General features: G+C 58.5%; 15 protein-coding genes. 9 read left to right on the top strand and 6 right to left on the bottom strand.

Annotated features, from left to right (window positions below; translation table 11 throughout):
• Window positions 1-492: 492 nt before the first annotated feature.
• Together B9A95_RS32230 and B9A95_RS12720 are read right to left on the bottom strand one after the other, a co-directional pair.
• Entirely contained in the window at window positions 493-666 is a 174-nt protein-coding gene (locus B9A95_RS32230; RefSeq protein WP_245808280.1) for a hypothetical protein, read from the bottom strand.
• Window positions 667-686: 20 nt separating this feature from the next.
• Window positions 687-1,718, bottom strand: a complete 1,032-nt coding sequence (locus B9A95_RS12720) for a LacI family DNA-binding transcriptional regulator (RefSeq protein WP_084047631.1) — start codon at window positions 1,716-1,718, stop codon at window positions 687-689.
• Between the two features lie 252 nt (window positions 1,719-1,970).
• Between B9A95_RS12720 and B9A95_RS12715 the strand changes: the two genes are divergently transcribed.
• From B9A95_RS12715 to B9A95_RS12685, 7 genes are all read left to right on the top strand, one after another.
• Window positions 1,971-3,299, top strand: coding sequence for an ABC transporter substrate-binding protein (locus B9A95_RS12715; protein ID WP_084047630.1), 1,329 nt, complete (start codon window positions 1,971-1,973; stop codon window positions 3,297-3,299).
• Between the two features lie 153 nt (window positions 3,300-3,452).
• Window positions 3,453-4,379, top strand: coding sequence for a carbohydrate ABC transporter permease (locus B9A95_RS12710; protein WP_084047629.1), 927 nt, complete (start codon window positions 3,453-3,455; stop codon window positions 4,377-4,379).
• A gap of 1 nt (window position 4,380) precedes the next feature.
• Window positions 4,381-5,238 carry a carbohydrate ABC transporter permease gene (locus B9A95_RS12705; protein WP_084047628.1) on the top strand — a complete coding sequence of 286 codons (858 nt, stop codon included), beginning with the start codon at window positions 4,381-4,383 and terminating at the stop codon, window positions 5,236-5,238.
• A 10-nt stretch (window positions 5,239-5,248) separates the two neighbouring features.
• Window positions 5,249-6,769, top strand: coding sequence for a mannitol dehydrogenase family protein (locus B9A95_RS12700; RefSeq protein WP_084047627.1), 1,521 nt, complete (start codon window positions 5,249-5,251; stop codon window positions 6,767-6,769).
• Window positions 6,770-7,010: 241 nt separating this feature from the next.
• On the top strand, window positions 7,011-8,339 hold the full coding sequence (locus tag B9A95_RS12695) for an ABC transporter substrate-binding protein (RefSeq protein WP_084047626.1): 1,329 nt from the start codon (window positions 7,011-7,013) through the stop codon (window positions 8,337-8,339).
• 51 nt (window positions 8,340-8,390) lie between these two features.
• Window positions 8,391-9,173, top strand: coding sequence for a substrate-binding periplasmic protein (locus B9A95_RS12690; RefSeq protein ID WP_084047625.1), 783 nt, complete (start codon window positions 8,391-8,393; stop codon window positions 9,171-9,173).
• 33 nt (window positions 9,174-9,206) lie between these two features.
• Window positions 9,207-9,593, top strand: coding sequence for a hypothetical protein (locus B9A95_RS12685; protein WP_084047624.1), 387 nt, complete (start codon window positions 9,207-9,209; stop codon window positions 9,591-9,593).
• Window positions 9,594-9,716: 123 nt separating this feature from the next.
• Here B9A95_RS12685 and B9A95_RS32225 read toward each other — a convergent pair whose 3' ends face one another.
• Both B9A95_RS32225 and tnpC read right to left on the bottom strand, forming a co-directional pair.
• Window positions 9,717-10,067 (bottom strand): hypothetical protein, encoded by a 351-nt coding sequence (locus tag B9A95_RS32225; RefSeq protein WP_139806754.1) that lies wholly within the window; start codon window positions 10,065-10,067, stop codon window positions 9,717-9,719.
• A 164-nt stretch (window positions 10,068-10,231) separates the two neighbouring features.
• Entirely contained in the window at window positions 10,232-11,587 is a 1,356-nt protein-coding gene (gene tnpC / locus B9A95_RS12680; protein WP_084047623.1) for an IS66 family transposase, read from the bottom strand.
• A gap of 250 nt (window positions 11,588-11,837) precedes the next feature.
• On the opposite strand from tnpC, the gene B9A95_RS12675 reads away from it, so the two are divergent.
• Entirely contained in the window at window positions 11,838-12,791 is a 954-nt protein-coding gene (locus tag B9A95_RS12675; protein ID WP_084047622.1) for an IS110 family RNA-guided transposase, read from the top strand.
• 106 nt (window positions 12,792-12,897) lie between these two features.
• Here the strand turns inward: B9A95_RS12675 and B9A95_RS32220 are convergent, their stop codons facing one another.
• Window positions 12,898-13,320: a hypothetical protein gene (locus B9A95_RS32220; protein WP_139806753.1), complete on the bottom strand. Its 423-nt coding sequence runs from the start codon at window positions 13,318-13,320 to the stop codon at window positions 12,898-12,900.
• Between the two features lie 483 nt (window positions 13,321-13,803).
• Here B9A95_RS32220 and B9A95_RS12670 point away from each other — a divergent pair, with 483 nt between their 5' ends.
• Entirely contained in the window at window positions 13,804-14,718 is a 915-nt protein-coding gene (locus B9A95_RS12670; RefSeq protein ID WP_084047621.1) for a carbohydrate kinase family protein, read from the top strand.
• Window positions 14,719-14,797: 79 nt separating this feature from the next.
• Here B9A95_RS12670 and B9A95_RS12665 read toward each other — a convergent pair whose 3' ends face one another.
• Complete coding sequence (locus B9A95_RS12665) at window positions 14,798-15,154, bottom strand: hypothetical protein (protein WP_084047620.1); 357 nt, start codon at window positions 15,152-15,154, stop codon at window positions 14,798-14,800.
• Window positions 15,155-15,177: the final 23 nt, after the last annotated feature.

Raw genomic sequence — 15,177 nt, 5'->3', positions numbered from 1 at the left:
GGCGGGTTGGGAACGACGTGGGTCAGGGCCGAGCAGGGGATGACGCTGGCGCAGCCACCCCAGCCAGTCTCTGTCTCGCGCCCGCCCATCCACTTATGTCCATGGTCAGGTCCCCGCACAGGATTATCCGGGGTGGCTGGAGACGCAACTCCTGCGGCCGCACCGGCATCCGGGAACCCCGCCGTGCAATGACCTGGTGGAGCCCCGCGAGCAGCAGGGCGTGTTGTTGGCTGCAGACCAGCTTCCGGCCCCACCCGTCGCGTCTGAAGGTCTTCAGATTGAGCTCCGGAGTAGGGGAGAGCTGAGGGCAGGGGGTGGCGGGCCTTCCCACGCGGCGTGTGGGTGTTGATATGCAGGCTGTGGAGAGTAGACGTATTCACCGCCGCACCTTCCGGTTGCCCTGCAGTCCTGGCACAGGGGCAGCGCCACGCTCCGGCAGAGGGCTTTGCGGCGGACCTTGACCGCCGAGGGCGACGCCTAGCACCAAGAAATTCAGGTCGTGTTGGCCCAACTTCCCAGCCCACGTTCACGTATAGCACGGTAAGACCCAATGGTCTGCGTCTCAGTCAAGGCGATCAAGGCTGTTGGTGGATTGGGCAGCGCGAGCAAGTCGTGGATCAAGGCATAAGCAGGAAAACGGTAGCGGTAGGGCTTCCGGTCAATCACAGCCCACCAGCCTACCGGCGTTAAGTTGCCAGAACCCGCGGGGGTGAGGTGCTGCCACGGAGAACCATTCGGGCGGGAAACACCTGAACTTGCGGAGCAGTTTCCTGGCCCGTCCCTGTTCCTCCCAGGAGGGTGATCAGACGCTGCGCTGTGGCGGTCGCCATCGCCTCCACGGGCTGCTCAACAACCGTGATGGGCGGATCGACCAGGGCCGTCCAGGTGTAGTTATCGAACGTCACCAGGCTGAGGTCATCAGGAATGCCCAGACCTCGCTCACGAATGGCCCGATATGCCCCAATGGCCTGCATCCCCGTCAGTGCAATCAGCGCCGTTGGGGGATTGGGCAGCGCAAGCAACTCGTGGGTCAATGTATACGCGGTGTCCTCGTTTAGCGCTGTAACGCGGCGGTACTCGGGAGGCACAACCAGTCCCAGGGAATTCATCACTTCAGGAAAGGCTCGGCTCCGTTCCTCCGATAGGACAACAGGATCGTAGGTCCCCAGGGCAGCGATACACCGGTGTCCCAAGGCGTGCAGATGCACGACCGCTTCGCGCATCGCCCCTGCGTTGTCCAACATCACTGCTGGGTAGGAACTGTGCGGCGGCAGGTAGTCGTACTCCACGATGCTCACACCGCGGCTTGCCAATCGGGCCAAATAATCCCGGCTCTCATTGCCGTAGCCTGGACGCAGGATAATGCCGCTAACCCGCTGCCCGTACAACCGGCGCAATTCGTCCAGTTCGCGGGCGGCACTGTATTCATTCTCAGAAATAATGAGGGTGTAGCCTTCTTCCGCCAGAACGCGGGCGCAAGTACGGGCAAAATGCGCAAAGAACGGCTCCAGAACGTTCCCGACGATTAACCCAACGGTACTGCTTTGCCCACCACGGAGGCTTCCAGCACGCTGGTCCGTCTCATAGTGCAGCTGCTCAATTGCCCTTTGAACCCGGGCCAGGGTTTCCGGATTGAGCTTCGCGGGTTCGCGCAAGGCACGTTTGGCCGTCGTCGGGGAAACGCCCGCGAGGCGTGCAACGTCTTGGATAGTTGACACCCTTCCAAGATACGTCGGAATTCCGGGGGTTCCCTTAGAGCTCTGGACCCGAGACCATTTCTTTGTACTAAGTCTACTATTAGCGACTATGGACATACCTTCACCTTTATGGTTCACTGATGGCCACGAGACCATTTGTTCAAGCGTCAGGTGCAGCGGCCATCTGACCCGGCATTCCCGTATGTCGTCCCAGCCCGTCCTGCCCCCTTTCGGCAGCCACACGCGTGGTCTGCCCGCCTCTGGAGGAACACCATGAAGCGAATTTTCCTGCTCAGCTTTGCCCTCGTAACGACCGCCCAAGCTGCGTCGACCATCACCATCGCTACGGTCAACAACCCCGACATGGTGACGATGCAGAAATTGACCCCCGAGTTCAACAAGAAGTACCCGGATATCACGGTGAAATGGGTCACGCTGCCGGAAAACGAGCTGCGCCAGAAGATCACGCTGGACGTGGCGAGCGGCGCGGGCAGCTTCGATCTCGCCACTGTTGGGGCCTACGAGGTGCCGATCTGGGCCAAGAACGGCTGGCTGGAACCGCTGACGCCGCTGTTCGCCAAGAACCCGGCCATCGCCAAGAGCTACAACGTCAACGACATCATTCCGGGCGTACGCACGGCCCTCACCGTGAATGGCAGCCTCTACGCCGTGCCCTTCTACGCCGAGAGCAGCATGACCTTCTACAACAAGGACCTGTTCAAGAAGGCGGGCCTGACGATGCCGAAGAGCCCCACCTGGAACCAGATGCAGACGTTTGCCAGCAAAATTCACAACCCTTCAGGCGGCGTGTACGGCATCTGCCTGCGCGGCCTGCCCGGCTGGGGCGAGAACGCCGCGCTCTTCACCACCATGGTGAACACCTTCGGGGGGCGCTGGTTCGATCAGAACTGGAACGCGCAGCTGAACTCGCCTGCATGGAAAAACGCCATGACCTTCTACGTCAATCTTCTCAAGAAGTACGGCCCCCCCGGAGCCACGTCCAACGGCTTTACCGAAAACCTCACCCTGATGAGCCAGGGCAAGTGCGGCATGTGGGTGGACGCCACCGTGGCCGCCGGCTTCCTGAGTGACCCGGGCAGCAGCAAGATCGTCAACAGCGTGGGCTTTGCGAATGCGCCCGTGGGTCCTGGCACACCGCGCGGCAGCCACTGGTACTGGAGCTGGAACCTCGCCATTCCCAAAAGCACCAAGCAGGAGGACGCCGCCTTCAAGTTCCTGACGTGGGCGACGAGCCAGGAGTACATCGCCCTGGTGGCGAAGACCAAGGGCACCTGGGCCTCGGTGCCTCCCGGCACCCGCACCAGCACGTACAGCAATGCCAACTACAAGAAGGCGGCGGGCGCGTTCAGCTCGCTGGTCCTCGGCGCGATCAACACCGCCGACGTCACGAAGGCCACCAAGGACCCCGTGCCCTACACCGGCATCCAGTACGTCGCCATTCCGCAGTTCCAGGCGCTGGGCACCCAGGTCGGCCAGTATCTCGCCGGCGCGCTCAGCGGCCAGACCTCCATCGACCAGGCGCTGAAGCAAGCCCAGGATGCCGCCCAGAAGACCGCCAAAGAAGGCGGCTACCAGAAGTAAGCTCCATCTCCGGGCACGGCACTCGATGATCTGTTGACACGAGCGCTTTTGGAAGTCGAACAGCGACGAGTCCATCTGGAGATGGGAAGGGGCATGCCCCTTCCCATCTCTCAGTTGGATTTCTTCACAACGTATTTGGTTTGAGGTGAACAGATGACGATAGCCCCCGCACCCCTCACGGCCACTCAGGTGCCCCCCGCGCAGAAGCGTGGGTTGCGGCTGAGCCCCGCCGCCCTGATCTGGCCCGCGATGCTGTACCTGATCCTGACCACGCAGGTGCCGTTTTTCATGACGGTGTACTACTCGTTTTTCCGCTACAACCTGGTGGACCCCGGGAGCCGTCCTTTCATCGGACTGGAGAACTACGCCAACCTCCTCACCAACCCCGAGAACTTCCACATTGTCCTCAACACGCTTGGGTTGGCGGTGGGCACCCTCCTTCTCACCCTGCTGATCGGCGGGGCGATGGCGTTGCTGCTCAACCGCGAGTTCCCCGGCCGCGCCCTGCTGCGCACCCTGATGATCAGCTCGTTTCTGGTCATGCCCATCGTCACGGCGGTGGTCTGGAAGAACATGCTGCTCAACCCGGTATCGGGCTTCTTCTCCTGGGGAATGCTGAAGCTGGGCCTGCAACCCATCGACTTTCTGGCGCAGCACCCGATGGGCAGCGTGATCGCCATGGTCACCTGGGAGTGGATGCCCTTCGCCATGCTGATCCTGCTGACCGGCCTGCAGAGCCTGCCAGATGACCAGCTCGAAGCCGCTCGCCTCGATGGTGCCTCCGTGATGCAGGAGTTCCGGCACATCGTGCTGCCCCACTGGTCCCAGGCCATCCAGGTGGTCGTCTTGATGGAGACCATCGCACTGTTGCAGGTCTACGGTGAGATCTACGGTTCCACCTCGGGTGGACCCGGCATCGCCACCACCAACTTGCCGTACTTCATCTACCAGAAGGCCTTTGCCGAGTACAACATCGGCCTGGCGAGCGCCGCGGGTGTGATCACGGTGGTGCTCACCAATATTCTGGCCGTGTACCTGCTGCGTTTTATCAGCCGCAGCCGCTCCAGTCGGGGAGAATGACGTGACTACACTTTCTAATTCTGGGAACCAGGCCCGCGCGCAGGCGTCCCGCCTGCGTGCTCGCAACGGCGTCCTGACCCTGCTGACCTACCTGATCGCGCTCGCCTTCCTGTTCCCGCTGATCTGGATGATCCTGGCGGCCTTCAAGACCGAGGCGCAGGCGTTCGCCACCCCACCCGTCTTCTTCTTCACACCGACGTTGGAGAACTTCGAGAAGGCGCTGGGCGGTTACTTCCCGGCGCTGCGCAACAGCCTCGCCGCCGCGCTGGGCTCGACCCTGCTGGCGTTCGTGCTGGGGCTGCCCGCCGCCTTCGCGCTGGCGGTGTATCCCACCCAGCGCGCACAGGGCGTGCTGAGCTGGATGCTCAGCACCAAGTTCATGCCCGCCGTGGGCGTGATTGTGCCGCTGTTCCTGATCTACCGCGACCTGCACCTGCTCGACACGCTGCCAGGCCTGATCCTGATGTACACCACCATGAACCTGCCGCTGGTGGTCTGGATGATGCACTCCTACATGACCGAGATTCCTCACGCCATCTACGAGGCAGCGAAGGTCGACGGCGCTTCAGTCTCGCGCGAATTTTTCAATATCGCGCTACCGCTCTCCATGCCAGGCGTCTTTGCCACCGCGCTCCTGTGCCTGATCTTTGCGTGGAACGAGGTGTTCTTCGCCCTGAACCTCACCAACTCGCAGGCTGCTCCCCTGAGCGTGTTTATCGGACAGTTCAAGACCAGCCAGGGCCTGTTCTGGGCCCAACTCAGTGCGGCTGCCACTCTGGTTGTCCTGCCCGTCCTCGTCTTCGGCTGGATCGCCCAGCGTCAACTCGTGCGCGGCTTGAGCTTTGGGGCCGTGAAGTAGGAGCACTCCCATGGTCAAACTCAGTTCCTCCACTCTCGCTGCCCTCTCGCCTGAAGTTCAGGTTCCTCTCTACGATCCGACAACACTCACGCCCGGGATCGTGCACTTCGGTGTTGGCGGCTTTCACCGCTCGCACGAGGCCATGTACATCGACAGACTGCTCAACACTGGAGACCACCGCGAGTGGGGCATCTGTGGGGTGGGCGTGCTGCCTTCAGACGCGGCCATGCGCGACGTGCTCACTGCCCAGGATCACCTCTACACCCTGCTGACCAAAGCGCCCGACGGGCGTGAGGAAGCGCGGGTGATCGGAGCCATCGTGGAATTCCTGTTCGCCCCTGACGCCCCCGAAGCGGTGATCGAGAGGCTGGCTGCGCCCACCACCCGCATCGTGTCCCTGACGGTGACCGAAGGCGGCTACAGCGTCAACAATGCAACGGGAGAGTTCGATCCTTCCGGGGCGGATCTCCAGCATGATCTGGCAGCGGGGGCGGTGCCGAAAACAGTCTTCGGCTTCATCACCGAGGGGTTGCGCCGCCGACGTGAACGGGGCCTCGAGCCCTTTACGGTGCTCTCGTGCGACAACATGCAGGGCAACGGGCACGTGACCCGCCATGCCCTGACCGCCTTCGCTCGACTGAAGGACCCGGAACTGGGCGAGTGGATCGCGGCTGAGGTGGCCTTTCCCAACTCGATGGTGGACCGCATCACGCCCGCAACGACCGATCAGGTCCGGGAAGAACTTTCGGCCACATACGGTGTGGAGGACGGCTGGCCTGTCGTGGCGGAGACCTTTACACAGTGGGTACTGGAAGACCGCTTCACGCTGGGGCGGCCCCCGCTGGAGACGGTGGGCGTGCAGGTGGTGGAGGACGTAGAGCCCTACGAACTGATGAAGCTGCGGCTGCTCAACGCCTCACACCAGGCCATGAGCTACCTGGGCCTGCTCGCCGGGTACGAGTATGTCCATGAAGTGTGCTGGCATCCGCTCTTTATCGAGTTCCTGCTGAGGTACATGGCGCGGGAAGCAACGCCCACCCTGCAGCCAGTCCCTGGCATTGATCTCGCCGCGTACCAGCAAGAACTGATTGCGCGCTTCGCGAGCCACGCGGTCCAGGACACTCTGTTGCGCCTCATTGTGGACAGTTCAGAGCGCATTCCCAAGTTCCTGCTGCCAGTGGTGCGGGAGCAACTTGATTCCGGTGGGGAGGTTCGGCACGCGGCACTTGTGATTGCGTCGTGGAGCCTCTACTTGGAAGGCGCTGGGCAGGGGGACCGTCCTGTTCCTGATGTGCGTGCCCCCCTCCTGATTACAGCGGCGCAGCGGGAAGCAGAGCAACCCGGTTCTTTTCTGAACGTCAAAGAGGTATTTGGCGACTTGGGATTGAATGTACGCTTCCGCGCAGAGTACTTGATTCAACGGATGAACCTGCATCGCCTGGGACCGCTGGGAGCGCTGGAGGCACTGCTTGGTGTGAAGGAGCTTACTCAAGGTCCTGCCTCCACGTCCCATGCACCTCTGAGATTCTGAGCAGAAAAGATATTCATTTGACTTGCTCAAGGTCCTGCCTCCACACCTCATGCACCTATAGGATTCTGAGCAGAAAAGGTATTCATTTGACTTCCAATAAGACGCCATAGTCGACTTACGAGGGTCAGTAAGGACTCGGCAAGAGATCTGGAAATAAGCTTACCTGGCCTCACAGCATCTAATCCTTGCCCCACATAGACTTCGGCAAGGCATCAGGAAGAAAGACCAGGAGGGTAATACCATGAAAACACTTGCTCTTCTTAGTTTCGCGCTACTGACCAACGCCAAGGCCATCACAAATATCATCATCGCTACCGTTAACAACCCGGACATGGTCGTGATGCAAAAACTCGCTCCTGAATTCACAAGGAAATATCCTGATATTCGAGTGAAGTTCGTGACGATGTCGGAAAACGAACTCCGACAGAAAGTCACGTTGGATATCGCCAGCGGTGCCGAAGGTTTTGACCTTGCGACGGTGGGCGCGTATGAGGTGCCGATCTGGGCCAAGAACAATTGGCTGAAGCCCTTGACGCCTCTCTTCAACAAGAATCCTGATCTCGCGCGCGCCTATGACCTGAACGACATTCTCCCCAGCGTCCGCACGGCCCTCACGGTGAATGGCAGCCTGTACGCCGTACCCTTCTATGCCGAAAGCAGCATGACCTTCTACAACAAGGACCTGTTCAAGAAGGCCGGACTCACGATGCCCAATGATCCCACCTGGAACCAGATTCAGGGCTTCGCGGCCAAACTTCACAACCCGTCCAAAGGCATCTACGGCATCTGCTTGCGTGGTTTACCTGGGTGGGGGGAAAACATGGCGTTGTTCACGACGATGGTCAATACTTTCGGCGGACGCTGGTACGACACCCACTGGAAAGCGCAGCTGAACAGTACGGCGTGGAAGAACGCGATGAGCCTCTACGTTGACCTGCTCAAGAAGTACGGCCCTCCTGGAGCGGCGGCCAATGGCTTTGCGGAGAATCTCGCGCTGATGAGTCAGGGAAAGTGCGGCATGTGGGTGGACGCCACGGTGGCGGCCGGATTCCTCAGTGACCCTGCCAGCAGTAAAGTCGTGAAGAGTGTGGGGTTCGTCAACGCACCCACTGGCCCCGGAACTCCCCGTGGCGCGAATTGGTTCTGGTCGTGGAACCTCGTCATTCCCAAGAGCAGCAGGAAAGAAGAGGCGGCGTTCAAGTTCCTGACCTGGGCGACGAGCAAGGACTACATCGCGCTCGTTGCCAAGACCAAAGGCACCTGGGCTGCAGTGCCGCCCGGGACGCGCCTCAGTACGTACCGCAATCCCAGTTACGCTCAGGCCGCCGGAGCGTTCAGCAATCACGTGATGAATAGCATTCGCCGTGCGGACGTCAATCAGGCCACGAAGGACCCAGTGCCGTACTCCGGCGTGCAGTACGTCAGCATTCCGCAGTTTCAGGCACTGGGGACAGAGGTTGGGCAGTACCTCGCCAAAGTCCTCCAGGGACAAACGACGATCGATCAGGCGCTGGCACAATCGCAGGCAGCAGCGCAGCGCGTCGCAGATGAAGGCGGCTACACAAAGTAATTGATCGTGATGGGCGCAAGCCGCCCCTCCTGAGCGAAAGGATCAACACGTATGCCAACTCCCCGCTGCTCTGCCGTCTCCCTTCTCCTCAGCGTCCTTACCCTCGCCGCGACGGGGACGTCGCACGCTGCAACCCTCAGCAAGCTCCAGAAAAGTGGTGTCGTTAAGCTGGGTTACACCACCAACACCCCAGGGCTGGTCACTCAGGAAAACGGAGCAATTGCGGGCTTCGCCGTGGAGTTCATGAACCTCGCGGTCAAGGAAATGAAGATCAAGAGCACGGCGTGGCGTAAGACCACCACGACGGACGCCCTCCTCACTGCCCTCAACGCTGGAACCCTCGACGCGGTTATTGATGTGAACTTACCCCAGGTCCTCGCTGACGGGGAGCAGGCCGCTTCGCTGGCGTGCACCGGTGGCGTCATGTTCTCCCGGCCTGGCGGTCCCAAGACAGAGGCAGGACTCAAGAACGCCCGGATTGCCATTTCTACCGATCATCCTTACTTCCATTACGTGCGCAACCTGCCCTTTGAGAAGAAGATCAACGCTGCTCCCAATTCAAACCAGGCACTCCTGGACTTCCTGGGAGGTTCTGCCGACGTGCTGCTCCTTGACCGCTTCGATGCGTTGAAGATGTACGCCAAGCTCGGTCCCGAGAAGCTGCAGGTCAGTCCTCTGCTGTGGAGCCAGCCGGTGGCCGTCGTCGTCGCAAATGGGTCGGATAAGCAATTTGAAGCTGCGCTAAACGCAGCAATTAAGCGACTCCAGGCAAACGGTACGTATGAACGGTTGAGCAAAAAGTACTTCACACAGGACGTGCGTTGCACGTCTTGAGTCATTGATTGCTCCCTTCTCGAGGAAACACGTATGGTCCGATTGCAGCCGCAAAGTTGGGGACTCGTCGTTGTATTCGTAGGGGGCCTTGCTCAAGCGGTACCCGCAGTGATCAGCGCCAAAGTGCAGGCCAGCGTTTCAGCAGAAGCGAAGGCATTCTCGGGGCACGCATGCGTGCCCGGGTATAACGTGACAAAGACGACGCCGGGAAGCGTGCAGAAACTCTCGGAGATCAACGTAACGTACACAGGCCAAACGGAAGCAATTCGTCGAGAACACGGTCGGGTGAAGGTTGAGTTTGAGGCGAATAAGGGGTTGTTGCGCGCCTATACCAGAACTGCTGAGGGGAAAGGGCACTTTTACCAGGCAGAGCTAATCAAGAGCCAGAACAGCATTGAGATTCACCAATGCAACACCTGAAGCCTTCTCTTGGAAGGTGAAGAGGAACGTTGGGAAGACGCTGCGAAAGGAGTGTGCTTCTTGTATGGTAACTGCTTAGCACAAGAGTGGATCTCGTGCTAAGCAGTTACGCGATTTCCACAATTAGAAGTATTGGTAGAGTTCGATAGAATCTTTTTCATCATAAACGAAGTCAGAGAAATTAGTATAGACCGAAAGGGATGCATTGAACCCTGCTCCAAGCACATCAAGGAATTCAGAGAACAGATCTACACAGTCATCCGTAAGTGCGTACTCGCCATGAATGGAATCGCTAAAACAGGTGACATGCTTCCATAGATCACTATTGTTTAGCGAAATAAGGAGAGAGAGGGTATCAATAATTAAACCTTGCTGAAATTTATTTAAGGCATTAAACGCGGGCTTTAAGCCGCTATCTATAAAATTAAGTACATTAGTACGATTGTTGAATTTGTAAGTTGTCATAAATGACATATCGGACATATTATATTCGTACGGATCTTGATCATAGAGCCATCCCTCAATCTTTGATATTGACTCGAGTATAAACTCCCTTAACCAGTAAACATTAATATATCCGAGAGAATTCAAAATTTACCCCATGGCACCTTCTTGTACTGGTCCGAGACGGTGAAAATTCAACGTGAGAACGAGAGCTGAGGAAGAAGGACTTGATTCCGGAAAATGCTGATCAGGCCTTTGTAAGTCGAGAGGCCCTGCTTCTGAAGTGTCGAGAGATAACTGCGAATGCGACAGAAATTTTTTCCACCCGCAGCAGAACGAAATCCACCGGAGATCTTGCGCTTCACGCAGACCATTCGAATGTCTCGCTCGGCTTGATTGTTGTCGAACGGAACGTCGTCCTCGTGGAGGAAACGTAACACCTTGTCTCGGTGCTTCTGACATCGAAGGGCGAGGTTACGTCCAGGCGACTGTTTCGCGCGTCCCCGTTGCTTCGGAACCGGCTCTGCTGCGGGGTTGGAGACTAACCCCGCTTCCAGGAGTGCATCGAACTGAACCAGGAACGCGGCTTTCTCCGCTGGAGTGAGGGTGCCTGCCTTGTGTTGATGGTAAACGCGTTGCAGTGCAGCCCGCAGTTCCCCCGCCCAATCTTGGTGCAGCTGTTCGTGGAGGAAACGTAACTCCCGAAGCAGGTGCGCGTTACACAGCGCATGGCGGGCAGCGAGTTGGAAGTACGTGAGCCAGGCATCATGCATCAACACCCCGCGGTACCGGGGCAGGACCCCCATTGCTTGGATGGCTGCCGACCCGCGGTGCGGGTCGTGTCCGTAGAGGGTGAGCTGTTTGCTGCTGATGACGTGCACCCAGGCGAGCTTGCCCTTCACCGTGCTGCCCGTCTCGTCCACATGCAGGACGGGTTCTTCGAGCAAGGCTTCTTTCAGACTGACCTCAAACCCAGCCAGCCGCTCTGTGGCGAGGTTGAGGTGCAGCGCGAGTGTTCCTTCACTGGGGCGCTGACCGCACAGCGTTTCGAGCACGTCGCCCACCCGCTTGAAAGGGAGGAACTGGGCGACATTGAGATACACTGCCAGGCCCTGGAACCGAGGGCCGTACTGCACTTGACCGCGCACGTCCACTGGGAATGCCGCCTGTTGTCGTTGGTGACAGCGGGGGCACATCTTCACTTCGGCCTGGTACTCGGTCACGTGCAACTGGACTTCCGGCAGGTCCAAGACCTGCCGAGCGAGGAGGTCGTGCACTTCGACTTCATTCCAATGCTGTCCACACGTACAGCTTCCCGTCATGGGGAGCACGACGACCTCATCGGGAGAAGGGTTCATCTTCAAGGTGGTGCCTGGGTGTCCAATCTGACCACCAGAAGAGCGAACGCCCCTATGGCGTTCGCTCTTCGGCTTCTTCTTCCAGGCCTGGTCCTGGCTGGGAGGTTGATGGGACGTCTCACTGGTCCGCGCGACCTGTGCTTCCAACTCGCGGATGCGCGCTTGGAGACATTCGCAATTCGGGCAGGTCACTTCCGAGATGCTCTTACCTTACCTCATCCCGTCACGTTGCTCAGGGCCTGCTTGTATGTTGGACCAGGGACTGAGACCCGGTAGATCGCTAGTGACCTGCAGGTCAAGAAGACCGTTACTCAGCTTTGATCGCCGGGTCACACCCATTCCAACCGCGAAGCCGAACAATTGCTGGAACCTGAGAGTTCGAATGAGCAAGCTTGGCTGTGGCTGGAATCCGTCCCACAGAACGCCTTCGGAGGTGCAGGGGATGCCAGTAGACACATTTGTAGGCATTGATGTCTCAAAAGCCCGTCTGGATGCGGCTGTGCTTCCTACGGGGGAACTCTTCACCGTGGACAACAACGCCCGTGGTCTAGCAGAGCTGCTGATCCGGCTTTCTGAAGCGCAGCCACACTTGGTTGTTTTAGAAGCGACGGGCGGCTTGGAACAAGCAGCGATGTTGGCCATCCATGACGCCGGATTCCCTGTAGCAATCTTGAATCCACGTCAGGTTCGTCATTTTTCGCGTGCTCTCGGGAAGTACGCGAAAACGGACCAGATCGATGCAGTTCTCCTCGCCACCTTTGCACGAACGTTGCAGCCGCAGGCTCAAGTACCGGGGGATACGGCACAGCGAGCTTTGGAAGCGCTATTGGCACGTCGTCGTCAGGTGGTCGAACTCTTGACAATGGAACGAAATCGACTGCACAGCAGCCAGGATCCGTATGTGCAGGGTGACCTCCAAGAAGTGATCAAGTACCTCGAAGAGCGCCGAGAACGGCTGAATGAGACACTCCAGGAAGCGATACAGAACAATCCAAAATTTCAAGCGACGTACAGGGTATTGACTTCAACCCCGGGAGTTGGTCCCGTTGTGGCATTGACGTTGCTTGCCCAACTCCCAGAGTTGGGCTCTCTTTCCCGACAAAAGATTGCCAATCTTGCAGGTGTAGCCCCACTCAACTGGGACAGTGGGAAATCGAGAGGTCATCGTCGAATCTGGGGTGGAAGGGCAGAAGTTCGTCAGGTGTTATATATGGCTGCGGTAACGGCAGTGCGATGGAACCCCACTCTAAAGACCGTGTTTGACCGCCTTGTGAAGAACGGTAAGCCGAAGAGGGTCGCGCTCGTCGCTTGTATGCGCAAATTGCTCATTTACTTGAATGCAATGGTTCGTGATCAGGCTCTTTGGCGTATTCAGTCTATATCAACCTCTACATAGGGGAATTTTGATGAGATATACTCAAGCATAGAGGCGCATCTCGTTCTATCGCCTACTAACTTTAATGAGATTCGCTGGGTGTTTAAAAGTACGTATCGAGTAGCGATTAGTAGAGCTTGGCAATCCTTTGAATCGAGTTTCTGCTAATTAGAACGTCTGCTCCACTAGGAAATTTGAGAAGATACGTATCACCATATTCATCCGACTCTAGCAAGTTTTTTTCATACGCAATACCCATCTCATGGCACCAAGCTATAAAATCAGCATCATTCGAAGAAAGCAAGCCTTGTAGGTCCAGAACTTCAGATTTTTGAAATCCATCATCTACCGTTACGCTGAATTCAATCCAAGTTGGCCCTTTTGAATCGATAAATAAGCATAAGTTTAGGTCATGCACTTGGTACACACCGTACTCTTCTGGTGTATACACAGTGTAATTACCAGGATACAAAATCTTAATCTCATCAAGACTTGTTGTTCTGTGGATTCCACAATCGTTTGTCAAGAAGTCCGATAGTCTTAGCTTCATTCCTCACTCCATTCTATCTCCCAGAAATTATCGAGCAGTGCTCTTCAAGATATGCCGCCTTCCCAACCGAGAGGGTGGGCTGTGTGCTGTGCCGGCACGCCTTTTGTGCCGGTACGGCCACAGCTCCCCTCTCGGCTCTTGACCGCTTGACGACCAACACAATTGCTGAGTAGTCACCTTGTATGTTGACTTATGCTGAACTTGAAGCGTGCATTCTGGAGGCCGCGGCAAAACAGCCCCGGGGATGGCAGTCGGAACTGGCCAGGCGTCTTCGTGTAAAGCCGCCGACCATCATTCAGGTCATCAAGGGCCGCCGCCGTGTCCCACCCCAGCATCTTCATATCTATCTTGACGCTGTTGGTCTCGAATTGCGATTGGTACCTCGTGGCAATCCACCGAGTGAATCAACCGCAGGAAAGGACGAGGCGCTTTGAGTCCACGAATCACGCTCGCTCAACTTCGGCTCTTTGTGGCGACCACCGCATGACTTCTCCCGCTTCTCTTCCTCTCATCGTAAGTGCCGGAGAGGCGCTGACGGATCTTGTCACTGCAGGCGGCAACGTCTGGCAAGCACATCCGGGTGGGGCGGGCTGGAACGTGGCCCGCGCCTGTGGCCGTCTGGGCGTACCTACGGCCTTTGCTGGAGCCGTGGGGAGCGACAACTTCGGGGACGACCTCTGGCAGGAAAGTGAGGCGGCTGGGCTGGACTTACGCTACCTCCAGCGGTTGCCTCAGCCCACCCTGCTGGCCGTTGTTTACCAAATCGATCCCCCTGCCTACCGGTTCTTGGGCGAAAATAGTGCCGACCTCCATTTCGACCCGGCACGGTTACCCCAAGGCTGGCTGCAGGCCGCCCGCTGGCTGCATGTCGGCGGAATCAGCCTTGCCCGTTGGCCCCTGGCCGACACCCTGCTGGACTTGATCGCCCGGGCGAAGGAAGTGGGGGTCAAGCTCAGCTTCGATCCCAACGCCCGAATCACCCACCGTCACCCCGACTACCGGATGGTGTTCGAGCGGGTGGCCCGGCAGTCGGACGTACTGAAATTCAGCGACGAGGACCTGGAATTCTTCTTTCCCGAGCAGTCCGAGGAAGACGCCCTGCGCGCCCTGCGCGGCCTGAATGCCCGCTGCCCCATCGTGATCACCCGGGGGGCCAGGGGCGCGACCCTCTACCAGCCGGCAGGCCGGGTGGACCTCCCCACCGTGAAGGTGCAGGTGGCCGACACGGTGGGCGCGGGCGACGCCCTGTGCGCCGGCCTGCTCGTCAGCGCAGCGACGCGCCCCGAGGACCTGTGGACTGACCACCTCCAGATGGGCCTGCGGGCGGCAGCAGCGGCCTGTGCCCGTTCCGGAGCCTACGCCCCGACGCTGGCGGACCTCGCCGCCCTTCAAGGCTGAACAGGACTGGGACGCCTCCCTGCGACCGCTTGGTAAGAACCCGCTTCCCGCAGATAACATGCCAGAGCCTTCTGGGTCTTTAGACCGTGCACTGGTGAATCAGGATCTTCTTGTCCTCTTTCAGGAATTGCGCGTGGTAGTAATATCCCTTGCCCCCGGTGACGGTATAGATGCGCAGCAGGCCCTTGTCGGCCTCGAATTTCACCGTGACTTTGCCCCCGCTCGCACGAATGGATTCAGACCTGCCGTTGTAGGTGAGGTTGATCTCGGAGAGCTTTTTCATGGAACCGTCGTTCAGGGTTTTGACGCTGTACCCACCGGTGCACTCCTGCCCGGAAAATGCCTTGGCTTGCGCACTGATGGTGCTCTGCTGCGCGGAGGTCACAGAGGCGGGCGCGGCAAGGGACGTGCCGAGAAGGGCGGAGATCAGAATCAAGGAACGTTGCCTGGGGTTTTTCC

This window comes from Deinococcus hopiensis KR-140, from assembly GCF_900176165.1.
Classification (GTDB): Bacteria; Deinococcota; Deinococci; order Deinococcales; family Deinococcaceae; genus Deinococcus; species Deinococcus hopiensis.
The sequence above is the reverse complement of the archived record's forward strand: the minus strand, read 5'-3'. Positions and strand labels throughout refer to the sequence as shown.

Excerpts from the sequence above, each read along its gene's own strand:
- B9A95_RS12715 (WP_084047630.1), top strand. The coding sequence starts at position 1,971 with ATGAAGCGAATTTTCCTGCTCAGCTTTGCCCTCGTAACGACCGCCCAA.
- B9A95_RS12710 (WP_084047629.1), top strand. The coding sequence starts at position 3,453 with ATGACGATAGCCCCCGCACCCCTCACGGCCACTCAGGTGCCCCCCGCG.
- B9A95_RS12700 (WP_084047627.1), top strand. The coding sequence starts at position 5,249 with ATGGTCAAACTCAGTTCCTCCACTCTCGCTGCCCTCTCGCCTGAAGTT.
- B9A95_RS12695 (WP_084047626.1), top strand. The coding sequence starts at position 7,011 with ATGAAAACACTTGCTCTTCTTAGTTTCGCGCTACTGACCAACGCCAAG.
- B9A95_RS12690 (WP_084047625.1), top strand. The coding sequence starts at position 8,391 with ATGCCAACTCCCCGCTGCTCTGCCGTCTCCCTTCTCCTCAGCGTCCTT.
- B9A95_RS12685 (WP_084047624.1), top strand. The coding sequence starts at position 9,207 with ATGGTCCGATTGCAGCCGCAAAGTTGGGGACTCGTCGTTGTATTCGTA.
- B9A95_RS32225 (WP_139806754.1), bottom strand. The coding sequence starts at position 10,067 with ATGTCATTTATGACAACTTACAAATTCAACAATCGTACTAATGTACTT.
- B9A95_RS12675 (WP_084047622.1), top strand. The coding sequence starts at position 11,838 with ATGCCAGTAGACACATTTGTAGGCATTGATGTCTCAAAAGCCCGTCTG.
- B9A95_RS32220 (WP_139806753.1), bottom strand. The coding sequence starts at position 13,320 with ATGAAGCTAAGACTATCGGACTTCTTGACAAACGATTGTGGAATCCAC.
- B9A95_RS12670 (WP_084047621.1), top strand. The coding sequence starts at position 13,804 with ATGACTTCTCCCGCTTCTCTTCCTCTCATCGTAAGTGCCGGAGAGGCG.